The 20,291-nt window shown below is 47.9% G+C and carries 16 protein-coding genes; 5 read left to right on the forward strand and 11 right to left on the reverse strand.

Features of this window, described 5'->3' with window-relative positions; translation table 11 throughout:
• Positions 1–81: 81 nt before the first annotated feature.
• A complete protein-coding gene (locus H4O27_RS08690) occupies positions 82–648 on the reverse strand; it encodes a tetratricopeptide repeat protein (RefSeq protein ID WP_165007582.1) in 567 nt (188 codons plus the stop codon).
• Positions 649–874: 226 nt separating this feature from the next.
• Between H4O27_RS08690 and hisC the strand changes: the two genes are divergently transcribed.
• The 3 genes from hisC (at position 875) to H4O27_RS08705 (ending at position 5,519) form a co-directional block, all read left to right on the forward strand.
• On the forward strand, positions 875–1,951 hold the full coding sequence (hisC, locus tag H4O27_RS08695; protein WP_165007472.1) for a histidinol-phosphate transaminase: 1,077 nt from the start codon (positions 875–877) through the stop codon (positions 1,949–1,951).
• Positions 1,952–1,968: 17 nt separating this feature from the next.
• Positions 1,969–2,910, forward strand: coding sequence for an imidazoleglycerol-phosphate dehydratase HisB (hisB, locus tag H4O27_RS08700; RefSeq protein ID WP_165007475.1), 942 nt, complete (start codon positions 1,969–1,971; stop codon positions 2,908–2,910).
• 566 nt (positions 2,911–3,476) lie between these two features.
• Positions 3,477–5,519 carry a right-handed parallel beta-helix repeat-containing protein gene (locus tag H4O27_RS08705; RefSeq protein WP_165007477.1) on the forward strand — a complete coding sequence of 681 codons (2,043 nt, stop codon included), beginning with the start codon at positions 3,477–3,479 and terminating at the stop codon, positions 5,517–5,519.
• A 59-nt stretch (positions 5,520–5,578) separates the two neighbouring features.
• Here H4O27_RS08705 and serB read toward each other — a convergent pair whose 3' ends face one another.
• The 3 genes from serB to H4O27_RS08720 form a co-directional block, all read right to left on the reverse strand.
• Positions 5,579–6,415, reverse strand: a complete 837-nt coding sequence (gene serB / locus H4O27_RS08710) for a phosphoserine phosphatase SerB (protein ID WP_165007480.1) — start codon at positions 6,413–6,415, stop codon at positions 5,579–5,581.
• A gap of 249 nt (positions 6,416–6,664) precedes the next feature.
• Positions 6,665–8,044 (reverse strand): Na+/H+ antiporter NhaC, encoded by a 1,380-nt coding sequence (gene nhaC, locus H4O27_RS08715; RefSeq protein WP_165007483.1) that lies wholly within the window; start codon positions 8,042–8,044, stop codon positions 6,665–6,667.
• A 173-nt stretch (positions 8,045–8,217) separates the two neighbouring features.
• Positions 8,218–9,432, reverse strand: a complete 1,215-nt coding sequence (locus H4O27_RS08720; protein WP_165007487.1) for a sugar MFS transporter — start codon at positions 9,430–9,432, stop codon at positions 8,218–8,220.
• 215 nt (positions 9,433–9,647) lie between these two features.
• Between H4O27_RS08720 and H4O27_RS08725 the strand changes: the two genes are divergently transcribed.
• Positions 9,648–10,064, forward strand: coding sequence for a YqaA family protein (locus H4O27_RS08725; RefSeq protein ID WP_165007490.1), 417 nt, complete (start codon positions 9,648–9,650; stop codon positions 10,062–10,064).
• Positions 10,065–10,131: 67 nt separating this feature from the next.
• Here the strand turns inward: H4O27_RS08725 and H4O27_RS08730 are convergent, their stop codons facing one another.
• The 5 genes from H4O27_RS08730 to H4O27_RS08750 form a co-directional block, all read right to left on the reverse strand.
• Positions 10,132–11,325, reverse strand: coding sequence for an amino acid aminotransferase (locus H4O27_RS08730; RefSeq protein WP_165007493.1), 1,194 nt, complete (start codon positions 11,323–11,325; stop codon positions 10,132–10,134).
• A gap of 251 nt (positions 11,326–11,576) precedes the next feature.
• Positions 11,577–13,007, reverse strand: a complete 1,431-nt coding sequence (locus H4O27_RS08735) for a hypothetical protein (protein WP_165007496.1) — start codon at positions 13,005–13,007, stop codon at positions 11,577–11,579.
• Positions 13,008–13,078: 71 nt separating this feature from the next.
• Positions 13,079–13,726: an HAD family hydrolase gene (locus H4O27_RS08740; RefSeq protein ID WP_165007499.1), complete on the reverse strand. Its 648-nt coding sequence runs from the start codon at positions 13,724–13,726 to the stop codon at positions 13,079–13,081.
• A 125-nt stretch (positions 13,727–13,851) separates the two neighbouring features.
• Positions 13,852–14,679 carry a ferritin-like domain-containing protein gene (locus H4O27_RS08745; RefSeq protein ID WP_165007585.1) on the reverse strand — a complete coding sequence of 276 codons (828 nt, stop codon included), beginning with the start codon at positions 14,677–14,679 and terminating at the stop codon, positions 13,852–13,854.
• Between the two features lie 136 nt (positions 14,680–14,815).
• Complete coding sequence (locus H4O27_RS08750; protein WP_165007502.1) at positions 14,816–15,835, reverse strand: porin family protein; 1,020 nt, start codon at positions 15,833–15,835, stop codon at positions 14,816–14,818.
• 388 nt (positions 15,836–16,223) lie between these two features.
• Here H4O27_RS08750 and lolA point away from each other — a divergent pair, with 388 nt between their 5' ends.
• Positions 16,224–16,844: an outer membrane lipoprotein periplasmic chaperone LolA gene (gene lolA / locus H4O27_RS08755; protein WP_165007505.1), complete on the forward strand. Its 621-nt coding sequence runs from the start codon at positions 16,224–16,226 to the stop codon at positions 16,842–16,844.
• A gap of 106 nt (positions 16,845–16,950) precedes the next feature.
• Here the strand turns inward: lolA and trmA are convergent, their stop codons facing one another.
• Positions 16,951–18,033: a tRNA (uridine(54)-C5)-methyltransferase TrmA gene (trmA, locus tag H4O27_RS08760; RefSeq protein ID WP_165007507.1), complete on the reverse strand. Its 1,083-nt coding sequence runs from the start codon at positions 18,031–18,033 to the stop codon at positions 16,951–16,953.
• 439 nt (positions 18,034–18,472) lie between these two features.
• Positions 18,473–20,005: a phosphate acetyltransferase gene (gene pta, locus H4O27_RS08765; RefSeq protein ID WP_165007511.1), complete on the reverse strand. Its 1,533-nt coding sequence runs from the start codon at positions 20,003–20,005 to the stop codon at positions 18,473–18,475.
• Positions 20,006–20,291 lie beyond the last annotated feature (286 nt).

Here is a 20,291-nt window from a genome sequence, read left to right on the forward strand (position 1 = left end):
CAATGATATATTTTACATAAATGCCTATGAAAACTTGATGCATTTTCCACCATATTTTTTTTCACATGCACTCATCTATCGTTACAGTTTGACATCCAAACGTTTCAATGCTGCGCGCGATTCTTTATCGCCGGCTGCGGCAGATTTTTGATACCACTCAATCGCTTCTTGCAAATCTTCGCTCTCCGACATGCGGCCTAAAGCGGTCATGGCAGGAGCAGAATAAACGTCACCCTGTCGGGCGGAAAGTCCGTACCATTTCAAGGCTTGCCCGCGGTTTTGCGTCACGCCAATGCCTTGTTCATAACAATAGCCCAACCAAAATTGGCCGGTTACATCGCCCCATTGCGCGGCTTTGCTGAATTCCGCTACTGCGCGACGGGCATTTTTTTCCACGCCGTATCCGTTTAAATACATTAAACCAATATAACGCGGTGCAGTCATGTGACCCGCCGCCGATGCTTGGGTGAAATATGTCATCGCTTCGGCGTAATGGTGTTGCTCATAAGCTTGTATGCCTTTTTCCACTAAGTTATTGGTTTGCCGGCTTGTTTGGCTTTCGGTAATGTTTTTAGGTTGTGTGTTTTGGTTGGGTGCATGGCAGGCACCAAGAGCAATTGCCGTGATAAACAACAGTATCCATTTCATTGCGTCCCCTTCATTCAGAATCCGTTATAAGCTATTTTTATTGAACATTATAGGCCGCCTGAAAAAATATTGTCGCTAAAACAGCTGTTTTTATTCGCTTTTTATGTTACATTACAATTCTTTGCGCGTATCGGCGCATTAATAACACTCGTTGTTGCATTCGCATTATTAAAATAAAATATTACGGAATCTAATGTCTTCATCTTCCCTAAATATAGGAATCACCATGCCTGCGCTTGATTTTATTCGCGATGATATTAAAGCCATGACTGCTTATCACGTTGCCGATTTGCCAAAAAATTTTATCAAACTGGATGCAATGGAAAGCCCGTATCACCCGTTTGCCGGTTCGCCCGAGCTGTTAAACGAATGGGCGGCGCTGTTGGCTCAAGCCGATGTGCATCTCTATCCCAACCCTGCTGCCGGCGGCCTGCAAGAAGCTTTGCGCGAAGCCTTTGATATTCCTGAAACAGCAGCTGTGGCTTTGGGGAATGGCTCGGACGAATTGATTCAGTTCATCAGCCTGCTGTCAGCCAAACCGGGCGCGACCATGCTGGCATTGGAACCGAGCTTTGTTATGTATAGACAAAATGCGGCTTTGTTTGGCATGAATTATGTCGGCGTGCCGCTGAATGAGGATTTTACGCTTGATTTACCGGCTGTTTTGGCCGCCATTGAAACACACAATCCTGCGCTGGTTTTTATCGCCTATCCCAACAACCCGACCGGCGTGCGTTTTAAGCGTGAAGAAATCGAAGCGGTGATTCGTGCGGCAAAAGGCATTGTGGTAGTAGACGAAGCCTACGGTGCGTTCAGCGACGATAGTTTCCTGCCGCTGGCAGGCAGCGTGGATAATCTGGTGGTAATGCGCACCGTCAGCAAAATTGGTTTTGCCGGTATCCGTATCGGCTATGCCGCCGGCAGCACAAACATCATGAACGAATTGGCCAAAATCCTACCGCCCTATAATATGAATCAATTAAGCTTGGCCACAGCAAAATTTGCCTTGCGACACTTCGAAGTCATTAATAACAATGTGTTAAAATTAAAAGCCGAGCGCGAACGTATGTTTGCCGGATTATCTGCGATAGGCCGTCTGAAAGCCTTTCCGAGCAAAGCCAATTTCATTACCGTCCGCGTACCTGATGCGGCCGAATTATTTGAAACCTTAAAACAAAACAAAATTCTGATTAAAAAACTGCATGGCAACCATCCGCTCTTGGATCAATGCGTCCGCCTGACCATCGGTTCGCCCGAGCAAAATGATGCCGTCTTAAACATTATCCGCAAGCTTTACGCTTAAACACGGGACTTGTCACCATGAATAAAACCAAACGCCATTTAGACAATCTTTATTTACTGATTGAAGAAGCCGGTTCGCTCACCAAGCTGGCGCGCCAATGCGGTTATGAAAACGCCGCTTCCCTGTCTCAACTCAAACGCCGCTTGGAAGAACAAGCGGATGACGAAAAAGCCCGCGGCATTCGCCCCAGCTTGGCGCAAAAACTGGAACAAGGCATGAGCAAACGCAAAGGCTGGATCGACCGCGACCACAGCAAAAGCAAAGAAAAAGCCGCAGCAGAAGAAAAAGCCGCAGAAGCCGCCAACCTCACTTTAATTCAAGGTGGTATGCCGTCTGAAAATGGTGTGGTACAAATCGCTACCGAAGGCCGCTATGTCAGCGTGACCCGCAACACCAGCGAAACCCAAATCACCGTCAAAATGAATCTCGACGGCAGCGGCATCGGCCGTTTCGACACCGGAGTGCCGTTTCTCGATCACATGCTCGACCAAATCGCCCGCCATGGCTTGATTGACTTGGATATCGTGTGCAAAGGCGACTTACACATCGACGACCACCACACCGTTGAAGACATCGGCATTACCTTAGGCCAAGCCTTAAAACAAGCCTTAGGCAACAAAATGGGCATCCGACGCTACGGCCACGCCTATGTACCTTTAGACGAAGCCTTAAGCCGTGTGGTACTCGACCTTTCCGGCCGCCCGGGTTTGGAATACAACATCGAATTCACCCGCGCCATGATTGGCCGCTTTGATGTCGATTTATTCAGCGAATTCTTCCATGGCTTGGTTAGCCACAGCATGATGACGCTGCACATCGACAACCTGCGCGGTAAAAATGCCCACCACCAAGCCGAAACCGTGTTCAAAGCCTTCGGCCGTGCCCTACGCATGGCAGTGGAATACGATGAGCGCATGAGTGGAAAGATGCCTTCTACCAAAGGCACGTTGACTGCTTAATAATAGCCATTCAAATTCAAACCGTATTTCAGGCCGTCTGAAATACGGTTTTTTAATTTATTGAGATTTTTTTACACTACTCCTCTTAAATAACCCTGTATTTACAATGGTTATTTTTATAATTTCTGCAACAAACTGAAACAAGCACCGTAAATATTTTCAAATTTGCCGATTAATTTCCATCACCTGATATCTATCTTGATTATTTCCTGGAATATTACACAGCAATAATCACTTTATTTATGATATTTGCCTTTTTGTTCGTTTAAAATAATTTATATCATAATATTCAAATTGATTTAAATTAAATATCCAAATACAAAATCCGTTTATCGAAATACTTGACCGAATATCCAATTAAGTATTACCATAACTACATCTCACTATCAGATAAATTCTATTTAATAAAAAATATTAGTATAATATTACAAATATTACAAAATAATTGAAACTTAGATTTAATATTATTAATATCAAATTAAAGTTATTCCCAAGCACAATAAAACGTTATTTTTTAAATAATACAAGATTTTTAATTTATTAAATTTTAAATAAAGGAAGATTTTATGTCCGGAGCCGCCAATCAGATTCCCACTTTAAAAACGTTAGTCAGTGCTTCAACCACACAACGCAGCAATGATTCAACCGTAGCCACCAAAACCACAGCCTCAGGCATCACTTATAAAGTTTATTCCAACAGTAAATTCGGCAAATACATTGATGCCGGCCAATTTGGCACCGATAAAACCGGTAAAACCGATAGCTCAGCAGCCATCAAAGCCGCGCTTGAAGCGGCCAATAAGGAAAAAGCCGCCGTTTATTTGAGCGGCAAACTGTATATTGCGGATCAAATCGTTATCAATAAATCTTTGAGTAATGTAAAAGGTTTGTTTGGCGACGGTATGGGCGCAACCAAAATCAGCTTTGATACCAAGCAAGACGGCGTTTTCAACTCGAACAACAATGATGGCGACATTCGAAAATATGCCGGCATTTTGGTTGATGGCGTCAACAACATAAATATCTCGAATTTATCCGTTGAATACACCCGCACCAGTGATTTCTATCGCAAAGGCCAAAGTTACTTCGGCAAGGTAACCGGTATTTTGGTCAACGATGCCGACAACACCCTGATTTCAGGCGTAGAAGCTTCGGGGGCCAACCGTGCAGGGATTTTATTTACCTCAACCAGCGCCAGCAGCAAAGACAGCCGCACCGGCACCACCTACAAAACCCGCGTGGGAAATGGTGAAATCGACGAAAACGATGCCGGATTGCCTTTGGGTGAAAACAATAGAATTGAAAACAGCTATCTACACCACAACCGCGTTGGCGGCGCATTAGTCGCCTATCAAGAAGATTTTACAGCCAACGGCAATATCGCCGCATGGAACGGCTCGCAACACGATGGCGGCACCGGTTATGGTATTGCCGCTTTGGCAGGCACCTACAATTTCGGTATTACCTACACCAACAACTACACCGACCACAATTACCGTAAAGGCTTGGATGTACATGACGGTACCGACATTGTAATTCAAAACAACGTATCCAATGGTGACCGCTTATACGGTATCGGCGTTTATAACCGCCAATACGCCATGGATAAGGTGGTGATTAAAGACAACACCGTCATCCAAGATCCAAGCTTCCGCCTTTATCATGATGATGATTTAGGCCAGTATTATCATGGTTATGCCGGCATTCAGCTTCAAACCAATACCCAACGCCGGGATTTACATACCGAAAACAACGCCAATTATGAAATCAGCGGCAACAAAATCAACGGGTTGGCTGTTTATCGTGATGCCCTACATACTTATGGTATTGAATTTCGCAATCATGAACATTCCATCAATTACACCGTCAACATCACTGACAACACCATCGAAGGAACCAGCAGCAAGTATCTGATTGCCGCGATTAACGACACTTCACTAAATGGTAAAAACGGTGCCGGTTCCGGCACGATTAATATCTCGGGCAATACCGCCAATATCGGTGAAATCGTGAAAGGCACGGTACCCATCTACGTTGAAGAGAAAAATGCTTCCGATACTTTGCGCGGCAGCGTGACAGTCAGTGATAACGACATCACCATCAATAAAACCAACGGCGTAGTCGAAGGTGTTCAATTGATTGGTAATGCCAAAACATACGCCGTTACCGACAACAACTTTGCTTTAAAAGGTATTTTAGACAAATCCATCATCAGCTTTATCGGCACCAGCAATAAAGAAAGCGCCAGCGTAACCATCAGCGACAACGAATTGGTAACCGGCCCGCGCATTAAACTGACGGCAGATTGGCTGCAACACAAAAATGCATCTTATGTAGCCATTGATAATACCCATAATGGCAAAGCGATGGATGTTTACTCCAACTTAAATGCCAAACAGCTAAAATCGTTCAACGATACCAAGGAAGCGGCCGACGCAATAGAAAAAGAATTGACCACTATTTTCGACATCGATAAAAATACATTTAAGGTCAATGCCCTTTTCACCGCTTACGACCAAGCGAAATTAGGTGAAGCCAAGGCTTATTCATACGATGCTTTAGACGACACTTATACCATCAACACCTTAAATTCACTCGATATTTTATAATCCCAATCAAAGGCCGTCTGAAACAGATGTTTCAGACGGCCTTTTACTTGGTAATCTGATTAGCGGAACCATCCACGAATACGCTCTAATCCGCCAAAATTAATGCAGGCATCGGCATGGACTTGTGCTTTCGGTTTGGCACGATAGGCTACACCGATACCGGCGGCTTCCAGCATAGGAATGTCGTTGGCGCCATCACCCATAGCTAAGGTTTGTCCGGCAGTTAAGCCGAGTTTGTCGCGGTACTCTTGTAACAACGCTTGTTTCCTTTGTGCATCTATTACATCGCCCAATACTTGGCCGGTGAGCCTGCCATCGATGATTTCTAAAACATTGGCAAACTGGTACTCAAGGCCGAATCGGTGTTGCAGGCGTTCGGTGAAGAAGGTAAAGCCGCCGGAAACCAGCAGGAATTTCACATCATGTTTTTTGCATTGTGCCAATAAATATTCCCCCCCCGGTGACAGCTGCAACACGTTTGCATATACATCATGTAAAAACTGTTCGTCCAAGCCTTTGAGCAGCGCCACGCGGCTGCGCAAGGATTGTTCGAAATCCAGCTCGCCGCGCATCGCGCGCTCGGTGATTTTGGCCACTTGTTCTTTCAAACCGGCACCGGCGGCAATTTCGTCAATACATTCGATGTTAATCAATGTGGAATCCATATCGCTGACAATCAGCCCCAAATCACCAAATGCCATATCGGGCAATACCGCGGCATCGATTTCTTGGCGGTCAAGCTCGGTTTTAACGGCAGCAGGCAGGGTAAAATCTTCGGCTACGGCAAAACGCAGGCTGTGCGGTGTGTGTTGCGGCCCGGCCAGATTGAGACTGTGCAATGCACTTAAATCGCAGCGTGAGAAATCGGGGTGTTGAAGCACAAGAACGTTTGGCATAATGAGAAAAAGTATTCGGTTGGAGAACCGCGATTATAGCAAAGAAAGAAAAGGCCGTCTGAAATGACCTGCACCGCAAAAGCCGGACTAAACCCCAACAGACTAAGGCGCAGATTTTACAACCCAATATAGTAAATCCACTTTAACAAGGGATAATGACATCCAAACCGGGTTGCATAGTGGGTTCTTTTCAAGAAAAAGGCCGTCTGAAAATGCTTGTTTAATTTTCAGACGGCCTTTGTCGTAAAATTATTTTTTAGTCAGCGTCAAACCCGTCCAACCGAAAACCAGCGTCAAAATCAGGCTTAAATAACAGAAGAAGGCAAACGGCAGGTATTCCCATACCGGCACACTCAAAGTCTGGCTGATGAACACGCCGCACACGCTCCAAGGCACCAAAGGATTAATCACTGTGCCCGCGTCTTCCAGCGTGCGCGATAAATTGCGCTGAGGCAGGCCGAGTTTGTCATACACCGGTTTGAAGGTTTCACCGGCGAGCAGAATACTCAAATATTGTTCGCCAATCAAAATATTCACCCCTAAAGACGTGGCGGCCACGCTGAAGGTGGCGCGGCTGATGTTGGTCAGGAAATTTCGGATGATATCGAGCAAGGCCGGAATTACACCCAAGGCGAACAGCAAGCCGCCCAAACTCATGCCTAAAATCACGATGGTTTGCGTGAAGAACATGCTTTCCAGGCCGCCGCGCGAAATCAGGCGGGTAATGTCTTTGAATTGTTCGCCTTCCAGCTTGTAGCCGCCGAAGAACCATGCACCCAATTGCTGCAAATCAGGGCTGCTGTGGAAATACGTCACCACCAAAGCAGCGATGGTACAGAAAATCATCGACACCACTGCGTTCACGCGCATCATGGCCAATACCGCCAGCAATATAAACGGAATCAGTGAATCCAAATGCACCAAGCCCGTAGCTTCCAAGGCATTGCGGAAATTTTCGATATTATTCAAATCATCAATTGCCACCCTCGGCAATACCCACAACATCAAGGCCGCGCTAATCAGCCACGCCGGAACGGTGGTATACATCATGTTTTTGATGTGTTCAAACAAATCAATGCCGACAATCGAGGCGGCAATACCGGTCGTGTCCGATAAAGGTGACATTTTATCGCCGAAAAACGCACCCGACACAACAGCACCGGCGGTCATTGCCAGATTGGCTTCAAATGCCGTGGCAATGCCCATAAAGGCCACGCCGACCGTAGCACAAGTGGTAAAACTGCTGCCCACCGCCACGCCGACCACGGAACACAAGGCAAACGCCGAGAAATAAAAGTAAGTCGGTGAAATCAAGCCGAAACCGTGATACATCAGCGTCGGAATCGCTCCGCTCATCATCAGCGCGCTTACCATCAGCCCAATAAAGAAAAACAGATACACCGCGCCCATACCTTGGTTGATGGCTTGAATCATGCCGTTTTGCATGTCGTTGTATTCCAAACCGCGACATAGACCATACAAAATCAGGGCAATAATCGCGCTGATAATCGACATATGCGGCAGCCAGCCAAGTGAAATAATGGTATAACCCATCATGGCAACCAGTAAAACTGCCACCGCCACCGCTTCTAAACGCGGCATGTCGAGCAGTGATTTAAAACCGGACATATTCTGTTTCCTATCTTTGAGACATCCGGCATTTTATCGGGTTTACGTCATTTCACAAACAAATTTTTACACCAGCCGCATGTTTTCATCAAAACTTCATCATTTATTTAATGATTGCCCAATAAACAAAAAGGCCGTCTGAATTTCAGACGGCCTTTTAAAAGCCAAGCAGTTTACGCTTCGTCGGCTTTGTAGCCTTTTACCGCAAAGAAGACGATGTACACATAACAGATTGCCGATACGATGTAAGAAGGCAGCAAGCCGTAAGTATCGGCCGCCCAACCTTGTACCACCGGTACAATCGCACCGCCCACAATCGCGGTACAAATCACGCCGGAAGCGGTGCCGGTGAATTTGCCCAAACCTTTGGTTGCCAAAGAGAAGATGGTCGGGAACATAATCGAGTTAAAGAAACCGATCAGCAACAATGCCCACATGGTTACCGCACCACCGCCGGCCAGAATCGCGATAATAATCAGTGCAATTGCCACAGTTGCATTAAAGGCCAGATATTTGTTCGGTGCGATTTTGTTCATCAAAGCCGATCCTACGAAACGACCCACCATTGCACCACCCCAGTAAATCGACAAATATGCCGCACCGGTACTGTGGTTCAAGCCGGCCAAGGCTTCCAAAGCGTTAATCATCATCGAGCCAATGGCCACTTCTGCGCCTACATAGCAGAAAATACCGGCCGCACCAAGCACCATGTGTCTGTATTGCCATACACTGGTTTTGCCGTCATGATTGGCTTCGGTTTCTTCTTGGGCAATTTTGCGCGCATCCGGCAACTTAATCATGGCCACGGCCACAGCCAACAGCAACATAAAGCCGGCCAAACCCAAGTAAGGGGTTTGCACAGAAGAAATGCGCTCGGCTTCAGAAGCAGTCGCGTCCATAAAAATCAACATCGCCCCCAACGGCGGCGCAATCATGGTCGCCAATGAATTAAACGCCTGAATCAGGGTCAAAGTGGTTGATTCTTTGCCTTTTGGCGCCAACAAGGTGACATAAGGATTACCCGCCACTTGCAGCAAAACGATACCGCTGGCCAAAATAAACAATGCGCCTAAAAATACAGCATAAGAGTGGCTGCCGGCAGCCGGATAAAACAGCAAACAACCAACCGCAGCCACCACGAAACCACCAATTACACCGGTTTTATAGCCGAATTTTTCGACAAAATAGCCCATTGGAATCGACATAATGGCATACGCGCTGAAGAAACAGAATTGAATCAACATCGCCTGCACATAAGTCAGGTTGAAAATTTCTTTCAAATGGGGAATCAAAATATCATTCATGCAGGTGATGAAACCCAGCATGAAGAACAGAGAACCCAATACCGTTAAGGCCGGAGTATTGCCTTTATGAGTTTGCGCAGACATGAGGTGCCTTTCGTCTTATTTGTAATCAAATTAAATTAATAAAGTTAACTTACGTTAATTTAGACGGAATCATACTGCTATTTTATTATTTTGCAAACCATTATTTCTGCACTTTTGTCAGAATTGACATAAAATTGTGGCAAATCAAATAATATTGTTGTTTGAACTGCTTATAATCGATTTATACCGTTATATTCCTACAGAATAATTTCAATATGTCTTTACTCTACGCTTACATAGCCTTGGCTTTTTCTGCCTTCACTTCCGCCACCATTCTGCCCGGCACATCCGAAGCCGTGTTTGCCGTATTTGTACACCAATTTCCTTGCCATGCTTGGGGTGCTTGGTTGTGTGCAGGTTTATTTAATGGATTGGGCAGCATGGTTTCATACGGCATGGGACGGTTATTGCCTGATAAAAAAAGGCCGTCTGAAAAAGTCATCCGCCGGTTTGAACGCTACGGCACATGGACGCTCTTGCTGGCTTGGGTGCCGGTTATCGGCGATGCCCTACCGGTTGCCGCCGGTTGGCTGAGATTGAATCTGCTCAAATGTGCCGTGATTTTATTGATTGGCAAATTATTACGCTACGCAGTAATTTTGCGGGGAATGCAAGGGGTGGTCGCAGCGTAAATTTAAAACACTGAAAAGGCCGTCTGAAACATTTCGTTTCAGACGGCCTTGATGGCATTGAGAATACTTACAGCACTTTCACAATGCTTTCGCACAAATAATCGATATTGTCATCGGTCATGCCGGCCACGTTGATGCGGCCTGAACGCACGATATAGACGGCAAATTCATTTTTCAAACGGTCAACTTGCTCAGGCGTTAAACCGCTGAATGAGAACATACCGTTTTGTTCGATAATAAAATCAAAATTTTGTGTCGCACCTTTGGCTTTTAACAATTCAACAAATTTTTCGCGCATAGCTTTGATACGGCCACGCATTTCGTCGAGTTCGGCAATCCATTGCGCTTTCAATCCGGCATCTTTCAACACCAGCGCGATGGTATTGGCACCGTGCGAAGCGGGATTTGAATACAAGGTTCGGATGATGGTTTTGACTTGGCTGTGTACACGGTTGGCGGTGTCTTCGTTTTCCGCCACCACGGTGAACGCACCCACACGCTCACTGTACATACCGAAGTTTTTCGAATACGAACTGGCAATCAGCAATTCTTTATTGCATTTCAAGAAGCTGCGCAAACCGTAGGCATCCTCTTCCAAACCGTTGCCAAAGCCTTGGTAAGCAAAATCAAACAGCGGCAACCAGCCTTTTTCAACCGACATTTGCGCCAGTTTATCCCATTGCTCAGGAGTCGGGTCGATACCGGTCGGGTTGTGGCAGCAGCCGTGCAGCAACACCACATCGCCTTTTTCAGCTTGGCTCAAGTCTTCAATCAAACCGTCCCAATCCAGCTTGTGTTCGGCGGCGTTGTAATAGCGGTAATCGTGCACTTCGATGCCGACGGCTTTGAAAATGGCATTGTGGTTCGGCCAAGTCGGGTTGGAAATCCAAACGTTTTTTACGTCCAACTGACGTTTGGCCAATTCGGCGGCCACGCGCAGCGCCCCTGTGCCGCCCAAGCTTTGCGCGGTTTTGGCGCGGCGGTTGGCAATGATTTCGTGATCTGCACCAAACAACAAAATCTGCGTTTGCGCATTGTATTCGGCCACGCCGTCGATGGTCAGGTAGTTTTTGCTGGTTTCGGTGTCCAGCAAGCGTTTTTCCGCTTCTTTCACCGCTTTGACAATCGGGGTTTCGCCTTGGGCGTTTTTATACACGCCGATGCCGAGATTGACTTTTTCAGGACGGGTTTCAATTTTAAATGCTTCGCCCAAACCCAAAATCGGGTCGGCCGGCGCGGCTTGAATGGTATCAAAAAACATATGTTTGCTCGCTTTGATTTGAAGAATATCGCGGATTATTTTGGATAAAGTAACGGCACACATCTGCCCGGCTTCGATTCAAATTTGACCCGCCATAAAAAATGAGAATGTAAAACAGTAACCCTTGAAATTTTACGCCTTTTCAGGCCGTCTGAAAACCGGATTTAGCTTTATGCAGACAAACTACAATCTTTTTGCCGCAATGTTTTTTCACAAAAAAAGCACACTTCGAATCAGTGTGCTTTTGATATTTAAGCGCGGTTGCTGTATTTATAACCCAAGGTTTCGGCTTCTTCGATGGTATGGACATACACATCACCATTGGCCGTATCCATGCGCACCAAATCATACGGTTCCCACGCACCTTGGCGGATTTCTTCGTATTTGGCCGGATTTTTATCCGCCAAATAAGGCAGGAAATATTTTTTACTGCCGCGTTTGCCGGTGTGACATTTTATCAGCGGATACGGCTGTACCGCCAAATCGTCCAGCAGCAATACGCCCTGTTCTTGTGCATAAGCCGCCACCTGCTCGGATAATTTCGGCTTGGCCGCCAATACAGCCTGCACATCGCCGCGAATGGCGCGTTTATCGATAATGCCCTGCATGTTTTTCACGATGCGGTCGATGACATTATTGACATTGGTTTTCGCCACCACGCCATCACTCCAATATTTGGTTTGCACAAAATGGGTGATGCCGTCTTTTTCACAAATCAAATCAATGCCGCGGTTGGAATTGGCCACGCCTTCTGTTAAGCCGTAATACTCCACGCGCCAGCCCGCTCGTTCGTAAAGATAGCCGAGATAGCGCTCATAGCGGTCACCTGCTTCGCGCTTAGACAAATTGCGGCGGTTGGCATATTCCCACAATTCGCGCTCGCGGCCTTTGAGTTCGTCTTCATCGACTTCGGCACGCGGGGCAACGGCGGCGGTAAAACCGGCCGGAAACGCGGCGGAACGCAGTGCGGCTGCTGACTCATTATCCTCTATTGCGGCAACGGCTTCGGCTTCAACTACATTTTGACCGGCAGCAGGCAACGATTCTGCTTCTACCCCTTCATTTGCTTCAGCTGCCTGATGGTTTTCAGACGGCATCTTTTGCGATGCTGTTTCAGACGGCATTTGATTGGATGCTTGAGTCTCAACAGCTTCTACCTCTTCATCGTCCTCTTCATCATCTTCGCTCGGCAACTCTTCTTCCGCAATCAGGCGTGCATGACGTTCAAGCAATTCGCTGAAAGCATCCGTCCATTGGCGCCACTCTTGCGATGCGACTGAATTGCCGTGTTTTTCATAAAATGCTTCTTCAAAATACATGCGGTATTTGAGCTGCTCTTTGCGAATCAAGGCTTCTTCGTCGGCGGAAAATTCCGATTTCACTTGCAGCTTGGCTTCCCATCCCAACACGTCTTTTTCAAATTTGGCGTAGGCAGCTTTGATTTTATTTAAATCATTGTCGGAAATATCGGTTTGGTCTTCCTCCAACGGCTCATCGCCGTGATTGGCCACCACCGCCACCTGCATTTTTTCTTTCGCAGCCTGACGCGATAAAGCTTTTTCCTGTTCAATCCGCTTCTCGGCCTCAAGCTGATTTTTCTTGCGCTGCTCCGCCCAGCCCAATATCACGGCTAAGGCCACAATCAGTAATACAATCAACCCTATGATTAAAATAACATCCATTTTATATACTTTGTGTTATGGTTTAATTTATGCCGAAGGCCGTCTGAACGTTTCAGACGGCATTGGTTTGTTTACAAAATTGCCAATAAATCCATCGGCGTATCAATGCGCGCGTCTTGCAACCAGGCTTCCGTGTCGTCGGTTTCCGCGATGTAGCCCCAATTCGCCAACACCGCTTTCATACCGGCATTTTTGGCTGCCAGCATATCGCGTTCGGCATCGCCCAAATACACGCAATCTTCCGGCTTCACGCCGATTTGTTCGCAGGCGTGCAACATCGGTTTCACATTCGGTTTGGCAACACCGCAGGTATCCCCGCTCACCACCACCGCAGGCGACACGGCAAAGCCGAGCTTCGGCACCAGCTTATCGGTAAACTGCGCCGGCTTGTTGGTGATGATGCCCCATGCCAATCCGCGTTGGCCGAGTTCGCGCAATAAATCGTTTACGCCTTCAAACAACACGGTTTCATCGGCGTAACATTCATCATAGCGTTCGAGAAAAGCCTGCCGCCATTGCGGATGGTCGGCATGATCAGGCGTTATACCTACGCCCATTTTCAGCAAACCATTTGCACCGTGGCTGGCGAACGGACGGATTTCATCCATTGTTTTTTCGGCCAAACCATTGGCACGCAATACGAAATTCAATGCGCCGCCCAAATCCAGCGCGGTGTCGGCAAGCGTGCCGTCTAAGTCGAATAATACGGCTTGGGTCATGAATCTTCCTTGTTTAACAGGCCGTCCGAACAGATGTAAACCTCAGACGGCATATTTTAACAGATTTTAATGATGTTCGCCCTGCGCATATCCGCATCCGTTTTAAAAACGGGCAAACCTGCTTTTCAGACGGCCTTTCCTTCTTTCAAGCTCTGCTCAAAATCTTCCAGCATGGCCAGTTCAAACGCACTAAAGCCCGCTTTTTCCCGCGCTTCGATATTCACATAACCGCGGAAAACAAACATATCGTAACGTGCAATCAACCGGCGGAATAAGGCAATCGGCTCCAAACCGCGCTCACGGCACAAATACCGATACCAATGATTACCGAATTGCACATGGCCGACTTCATCGCGATAAATAATGTCCAACACCGCACACGTTTCTACATCTCCGCGCTGTTCCACCTTGGCACGGATACCCGGCGTGACATCCAATCCGCGCGCTTCCAACACCCGCGGTACCAACGCCATGCGCAGCAACGGATCGTAAGCGGTTTTATAAGCCATGTCCCACAAATGATTGTGCGCTTCAAAATCGCCGTAATCAAAACCATAATGGCGTAAACGCCCGCGCATCAGATTGAAATGATAAACTTCTTCTTTCGCCACCTGAATCCAATCGCGGGTAAACTGCGGCGGCATCAGGCGGAAACGGTAAGCCGCGTCCAAGGCCAGATTGATGGCATTAAATTCAATATGCGTAATCGCGTGCAACAACGCGCCATAGCCTTGCGGCGTGGCCATTTTGCGCGGTTTCACTGCTGAAGCCGGCACCAAATCCGGCTTTTGCGGCCGGCCGGCAAAGCGAAAATCCAAAGGCGGATGCGTGCCGTCATCGATTAATTCGATATGCTGAATCTTGGCAAACAATTGATTGGCCAACGTGCTTTTCTCATCGGGATCATCGGATAGCAAAGCACGTTCGAGCAAGGCATAAGGGCTGTAAGGCATAATGTTTCTCAAAACGATTGATGCCTTATTATATAACGCGATGCCCGTGTTCAGACGGCCTTCATCACATATGCCGTCTGAAAACATATATAAAAACCGGCTCTTTGCAGAGCCGGTTGGTTTTCACCGCAAGCGATTAGAATTTGTATTGTGCACCGATACCCAAGTAGTCGGCACCTTTCCATTTCACACCATCATTACCGTTGCGTTTGAAGTAGTGATCGTAGTCGGCACGAACTGCCCAGTTGTCGGTCAGGTCGTAAGTTGCGCCCACACCGGCGGTTGCGCGGGCTTTGGTTTCTTTATCGCCTTCGGCACGTTGCTGCACACCGGCCACACCGGCTTTGGCAAACAAGCGTGCTTTATCGGTGACATTGGCACCGGCAGTCAGACGCGCAGCAGCAGTGTGGTTACGCACTTTCACGCTGTCGAGGCCATCAATAGATTCATATTTGTGTTTGTCGCCGCCTTGGTAGTAAACTTCCGCGCCCAATACATCATTAAATTGTGCGCCTACACCGATTTGGCCGGCGGCGGCAGTATCACGGTCGTCAAAATTGTAGTCTGCTTCGCTGGTTGAAACACCGTCACGCAAGGCGCCAACGCTGCCGAATACATAAGGGCGCACACCGCTTGATTGCGTTGCGGCAACCACAGGCGCAGCCACTACCGGTGCGGCAACAACCGGAGCCGGTTTAGGAGCGGGAATCGCTACCGGACGAGGCGCATTGCCGGAGAACCAGTTGTCACATTGTTTCATCGAAGCGCGAACCGGCTTGCCTGCGGCATCCAAATACACGTTCACCGCCATATCCGGGCTGTAAGGCACATATTTACCTTGCAGGACTTTCGATACGCCGTCGCGACCCAATTTGCGGCCCACGCCCAAATCACACGCACCCAAGCGGTATTGCGGGCCCAAATCTTTCAAAGCCGCCGTGCGTACAGACGCTTCGCCGGCGCGTTTCAAAGCCGGTTTGTGCGTGAAAGATTCATAGAATTTAGCCGTGCCGTTCAAAACAGCGGCATCACATTCGGCCGCCGTGTCATAGCCTTGGTTGCCGTGGGCATCAGTGACCATGCCTGCTTGCGCTTCCAGAGAAACAAAGGAAACACCGATTGCAGCCAAAGCGGCCAAAAGTTTCGTATTTTTCATATTCAACGCTCCATATCATTGGCAAAATAAGCTGCCGCCATGCCTAAATGAGAGCAGCAACTCATGCAATCATCTTAATACAGCGCTTTTTATTTGGCTAATTTCTACCGTCAAAACATGACAAACTACAGATGAAATTCGCGTGTTTGCAACAAATTATCAATCTTAAGATTCAGTAAAGTTGCCGATAAATCGACAAAATACGCCATTTTTGCAGTTAAAAAAATGTGAAAAAATATCCGCTTACCCGCATAAAAACAACCAAGATTCAATTTCCTAAACCCAAATCCACACCTTTACAAAAATTAAATGCGCATACCGCCCACTTGTAAGCCGCGAAATTACGCCTATACTTAAGCCATCTATCCCTAAACAAAGGAAACGCGGTATGAAACAACAAACCCTTTTGAAATGGATTGCAGCTGTCGGCATGGGCGCAGCCGTCGGCTTGGCTCAAGCAGGCGCAGTGGATGCCCTGAAAAAATTCAACAGCGATTCAGACGGCATCAGCGGCAACTTCAGCCAAACCGTCAAAAGCAAAAAGAAAACCCAAACCACCTACGGCACCTTCCAAATCCTGCGCCCGGGTCTGTTTAAATGGGAATACACCAAGCCTTACAAACAAACCATCGTCGGCGACGGCAAAACCATCTGGCTTTACGATGTCGACTTGGCCCAAGTAACCAAATCATCACAAAACCAAGCCATCGGTGACAGCCCTGCCGCGATTTTGTCCAACAAAACCGCGCTCGACAGCAGCTACACGTTGAAAGAAGACGGCTCGGCCAACGGCATTGATTACGCTTTGGCCACTCCGAAGAAAAACAACGCCGGCTATCAATACATCCGTATCGGTTTCAAAGGCGACACCTTGGCCGCCATGCAGTTGAAAGACAGCTTTGGTAATGAAACGGCAATTAATTTCAGCAGTTTGAACACCAAACCCAACTTGTCGCGCAACGCATTTAAATTCACCCCGCCTAAAGGCGTAGATGTGTTAAGCAATTAATTTATTAAATTTAAATGCCGTCTGAAATTTCCAACTTTCAGACGGCATTATTTATGACTTCTTCACAAAATCCCAAGCGCAAGCGTGCTGACTGCGCTTTTGGTCTTTATTTCCGTTTCAACAACACACCACTTTCAATATGGTGCGTAAACGGGAATTGGTCGAACAATGCCGCGCGTTCGATGCTGTGTGTTCGGGCAAGTATCTCGAGATTACTGCGTAAAGTTTCGGGATTGCAGGAAATGTAAATTACGTTGTCGAATTGCGCCACGAGCTTCAGCGTTTCGTCATCAATGCCGGCGCGGGGCGGATCGACGAAGATGGTGGAAAACCGATAATCGGCCAACACCACGCCCTGCTCTTGCAGGCGGCGGAATTCGCGGTTTCGGGTGTAGGCTTCGGTAAATTCTTCGGCTGACAACCGAACGATTTTAACGTTATCACTTTGGTTGGCTTCAATGTTCCACAGCGCGGCGTTGACCGATGCTTTTGATACTTCGGTAGCCAATACGCGTTGGAATTGCTTGGACAAAGGCAGGGTGAAATTACCGTTGCCGCAATAAAGCTCGAGCATATCGCCGCCCAAGCCTTCTGCCGACTCACATGCCCATGCCAGCATTTTCTCGCACACACGCGCGTTGGGCTGGGTGAAGCTGCCTTCGATTTGGCGGTAATGGAAATCCTGCCGGCCGACGCGCAAAGTTTCAGTAACGAAATCTTGTGCCAACACCAACTTTTGCCCGCGGCTGCGACCGATAATCCACACGCCCAATTGCTCTTGCAAGGCATGCGCGGCGGCTTCCCAATCGGCATCGAGCTTTTTGTGGTAAATCATGGTGACCAACATTTCACCACTAAGCGTGGCCAAAAATTCTACCGCGTACCAACGGTTTTTCAAAATCGGTTGTTCTGTGACTGCGGCAATCAGGCGCGGCATTAATGCATTGATGGCGGTATCGGCGGCATCAAACTGGTCGCAGCGCACCAAGCTCGCGCCGCCGGCCTTCTGCCCACGCTCGAACATGGCGTAAAAAATCTCGTCGCCTTCGTGCCACACTCGAAATTCCGCGCGCATACGGTAATGTTGTTCAGGCGATTCAAATACTTGGATTTCGGGAAAATCGAATCCTTGGAATAATTCTGTTAAGTAGCGGATTTTGCCGTTTAACTGCTGTTGGTAAGCGCTCATTCTTTTTTGGCTCTGTGTAGGGGTTAGGCTCGGATTATAACCCAATAGGCCGTCTGAAAACACGGCTTCGGGTTCCGGACAATCCGAGGCCTTTGCAAAACCCTAGATTTGAGTACGGTTCAAAGTTAGAGCAGCACAGAAAATGCAGACATGCCGCAAAGATAGGCAAGCTTGCGAGCAGCGCATAACGAAGAAATGTACCGAAGATAGGGATTTTACAGAGGCCGCGACCTATTGCTTATTCTTTAAGCAATATAATTTGCTCTTTTTTCTTCAAGCAATTATCTGATTTATCCACAAGGATTACACAGAAAATTCGGTCGGCGGTTGGGATAGATTGCGTTGAACGCATGCGGATAAAATCAATTGTCTCCGACAAAAAGCCGTCTGAAACCATTCAGACGGCCGTGATTGAGTTTATCATCGGTACTTCAAGCGATCAGGCTTCCATTTGCGCCGCTTGGATAGCAGTCAGCGCGATGGTGTACACGATGTCATCTACCAATGCGCCGCGCGACAAGTCGTTCACCGGCTTGCGCAAACCTTGCAGCATTGGGCCGACGCTCAAGACGTTGGCGTTACGTTGAACGGCTTTGTAGGTACAGTTGCCGGTGTTCAAATCCGGGAACACCAACACAGTCGCCTGACCGGCAACCGCGCTGTTCGGCGCTTTAGATTTGGCTACGCTCGGCACGGTGGCGGCATCGTATTGCAACGGGCCGTCAATCGCCAAATCGGGGCGTTTTTGCTGCGCGATTTGAGTGGCTTGTGCCACGGCTTCAACATCAGGGCCGGCACCGGAAGTGCCGGTTGAGTAAGAAATCATCGCCACTTTCGGCTCGATACCGAAGGCTTTGGCAGAATCGGCAGACTGAATCGCGATGTCGGCCAATTGTTCAGGCGTCGGGTTCGGGTTCACCGCGCAGTCGCCGTAAACCAAGACTTGGTTTGGCAGCAACATGAAGAAAATACTTGATACCAAGCTCGCGCCCGGTGCGGTTTTAATCAATTGCAAAGCGGGACGGATGGTGTTGGCGGTGGTGTGAACTGCACCGGAAACCAAGCCGTCTACATCGTTTTGCGCCATCATCATGGTACCCAACACCACAGTATCTTGCAGCTGCTCGCGTGCCTGCTCTTCGGTCAGGCCTTTGCTCTTACGCAACTCGCACATCGGCGCAACGTATTGCTCGATCAAATCGGCAGGATCAATGATTTCCAAAGAATCCGGCAGGTTGATGTGGCGCTCTTTAGCCACGGCTTCCACTTCGGCACGCGGTGCCAGCAATACGCAGCGGGCAATGCCTTTTTCATGACAAACCGCCGCAGCTTGCACGGTGCGGGGCTCGGCACCTTCCGGCAATACAATGCGTTTGCCGGCTTTGCGGGCGGTGTCCATCATGTTCACGCGGAATTGTGATGGCGATAAGCGGTTGCCGCCGCGGTTGGCCAATTCGTTCACATCGCCCAATTGCTCGGTTGAACCAAAGAAGGTCAAACCGGTTTGTTCGGCAGCAGCTTTACCCACACCCGGTGCTGCATTGTCCAACACGAAGCCGGCCAATACGCCCGGTGCGGTGATGTAAGATTGTTTGGCCAGATTCAATTTTTGCACGATGTCGTCAACATCGGTTTCGCACAATTCGTTTTCTTCGTCGCATGCGCCCACAGCAAACACCACTGCCGCATCCAACGACAAGGCCAATTCAAAGTTTTTGGTGGCCAAGAATACTTTATCCGCGTTTGGACGAATGCCTTTAATAACCACGTTTTCCGCGTTTATTTCGCTGATTTTGCCGACCAGCGCGTCTAACCAGTCATCGCTTTTGCCTTGTGCCAACAGCTTTTCGCCAAAGCCGTTTTCATCCAGTGCGCGCAGGGCTTGGCCATTCGGCAATGCAGCCGCCAAAGCCTGAGTGGTCGCCCAGCTGTCGATGCGGGCGGAAACGGGTACAACCAATACGTTTGACATGTTTGTTCCTTTTCGTGGGGGATAAAAAAGATAAATTCGCGCTTATTTTATCACTTCGGCGCAGCGGTTTGCACCGATTACAACGGAATTTGAGGGTAAATCGGCTTAACTTTGTTTGAAATCAGAGAAAAATAGGAGGTATCTATCATTTACAAATAAATATAAGTGGAATAAGGCCGTCTGAATAAACTATGCAGATAAATTTACTTTTATTTTATGCAGGTCAATCAGCCATGAATAATCAATATTATATTTGAATATTTATATTAGCACTAAGTTAAAATAA

This window comes from Neisseria yangbaofengii (assembly GCF_014898075.1).
GTDB classification, from domain to species: Bacteria; Pseudomonadota; Gammaproteobacteria; order Burkholderiales; family Neisseriaceae; genus Neisseria; species Neisseria yangbaofengii.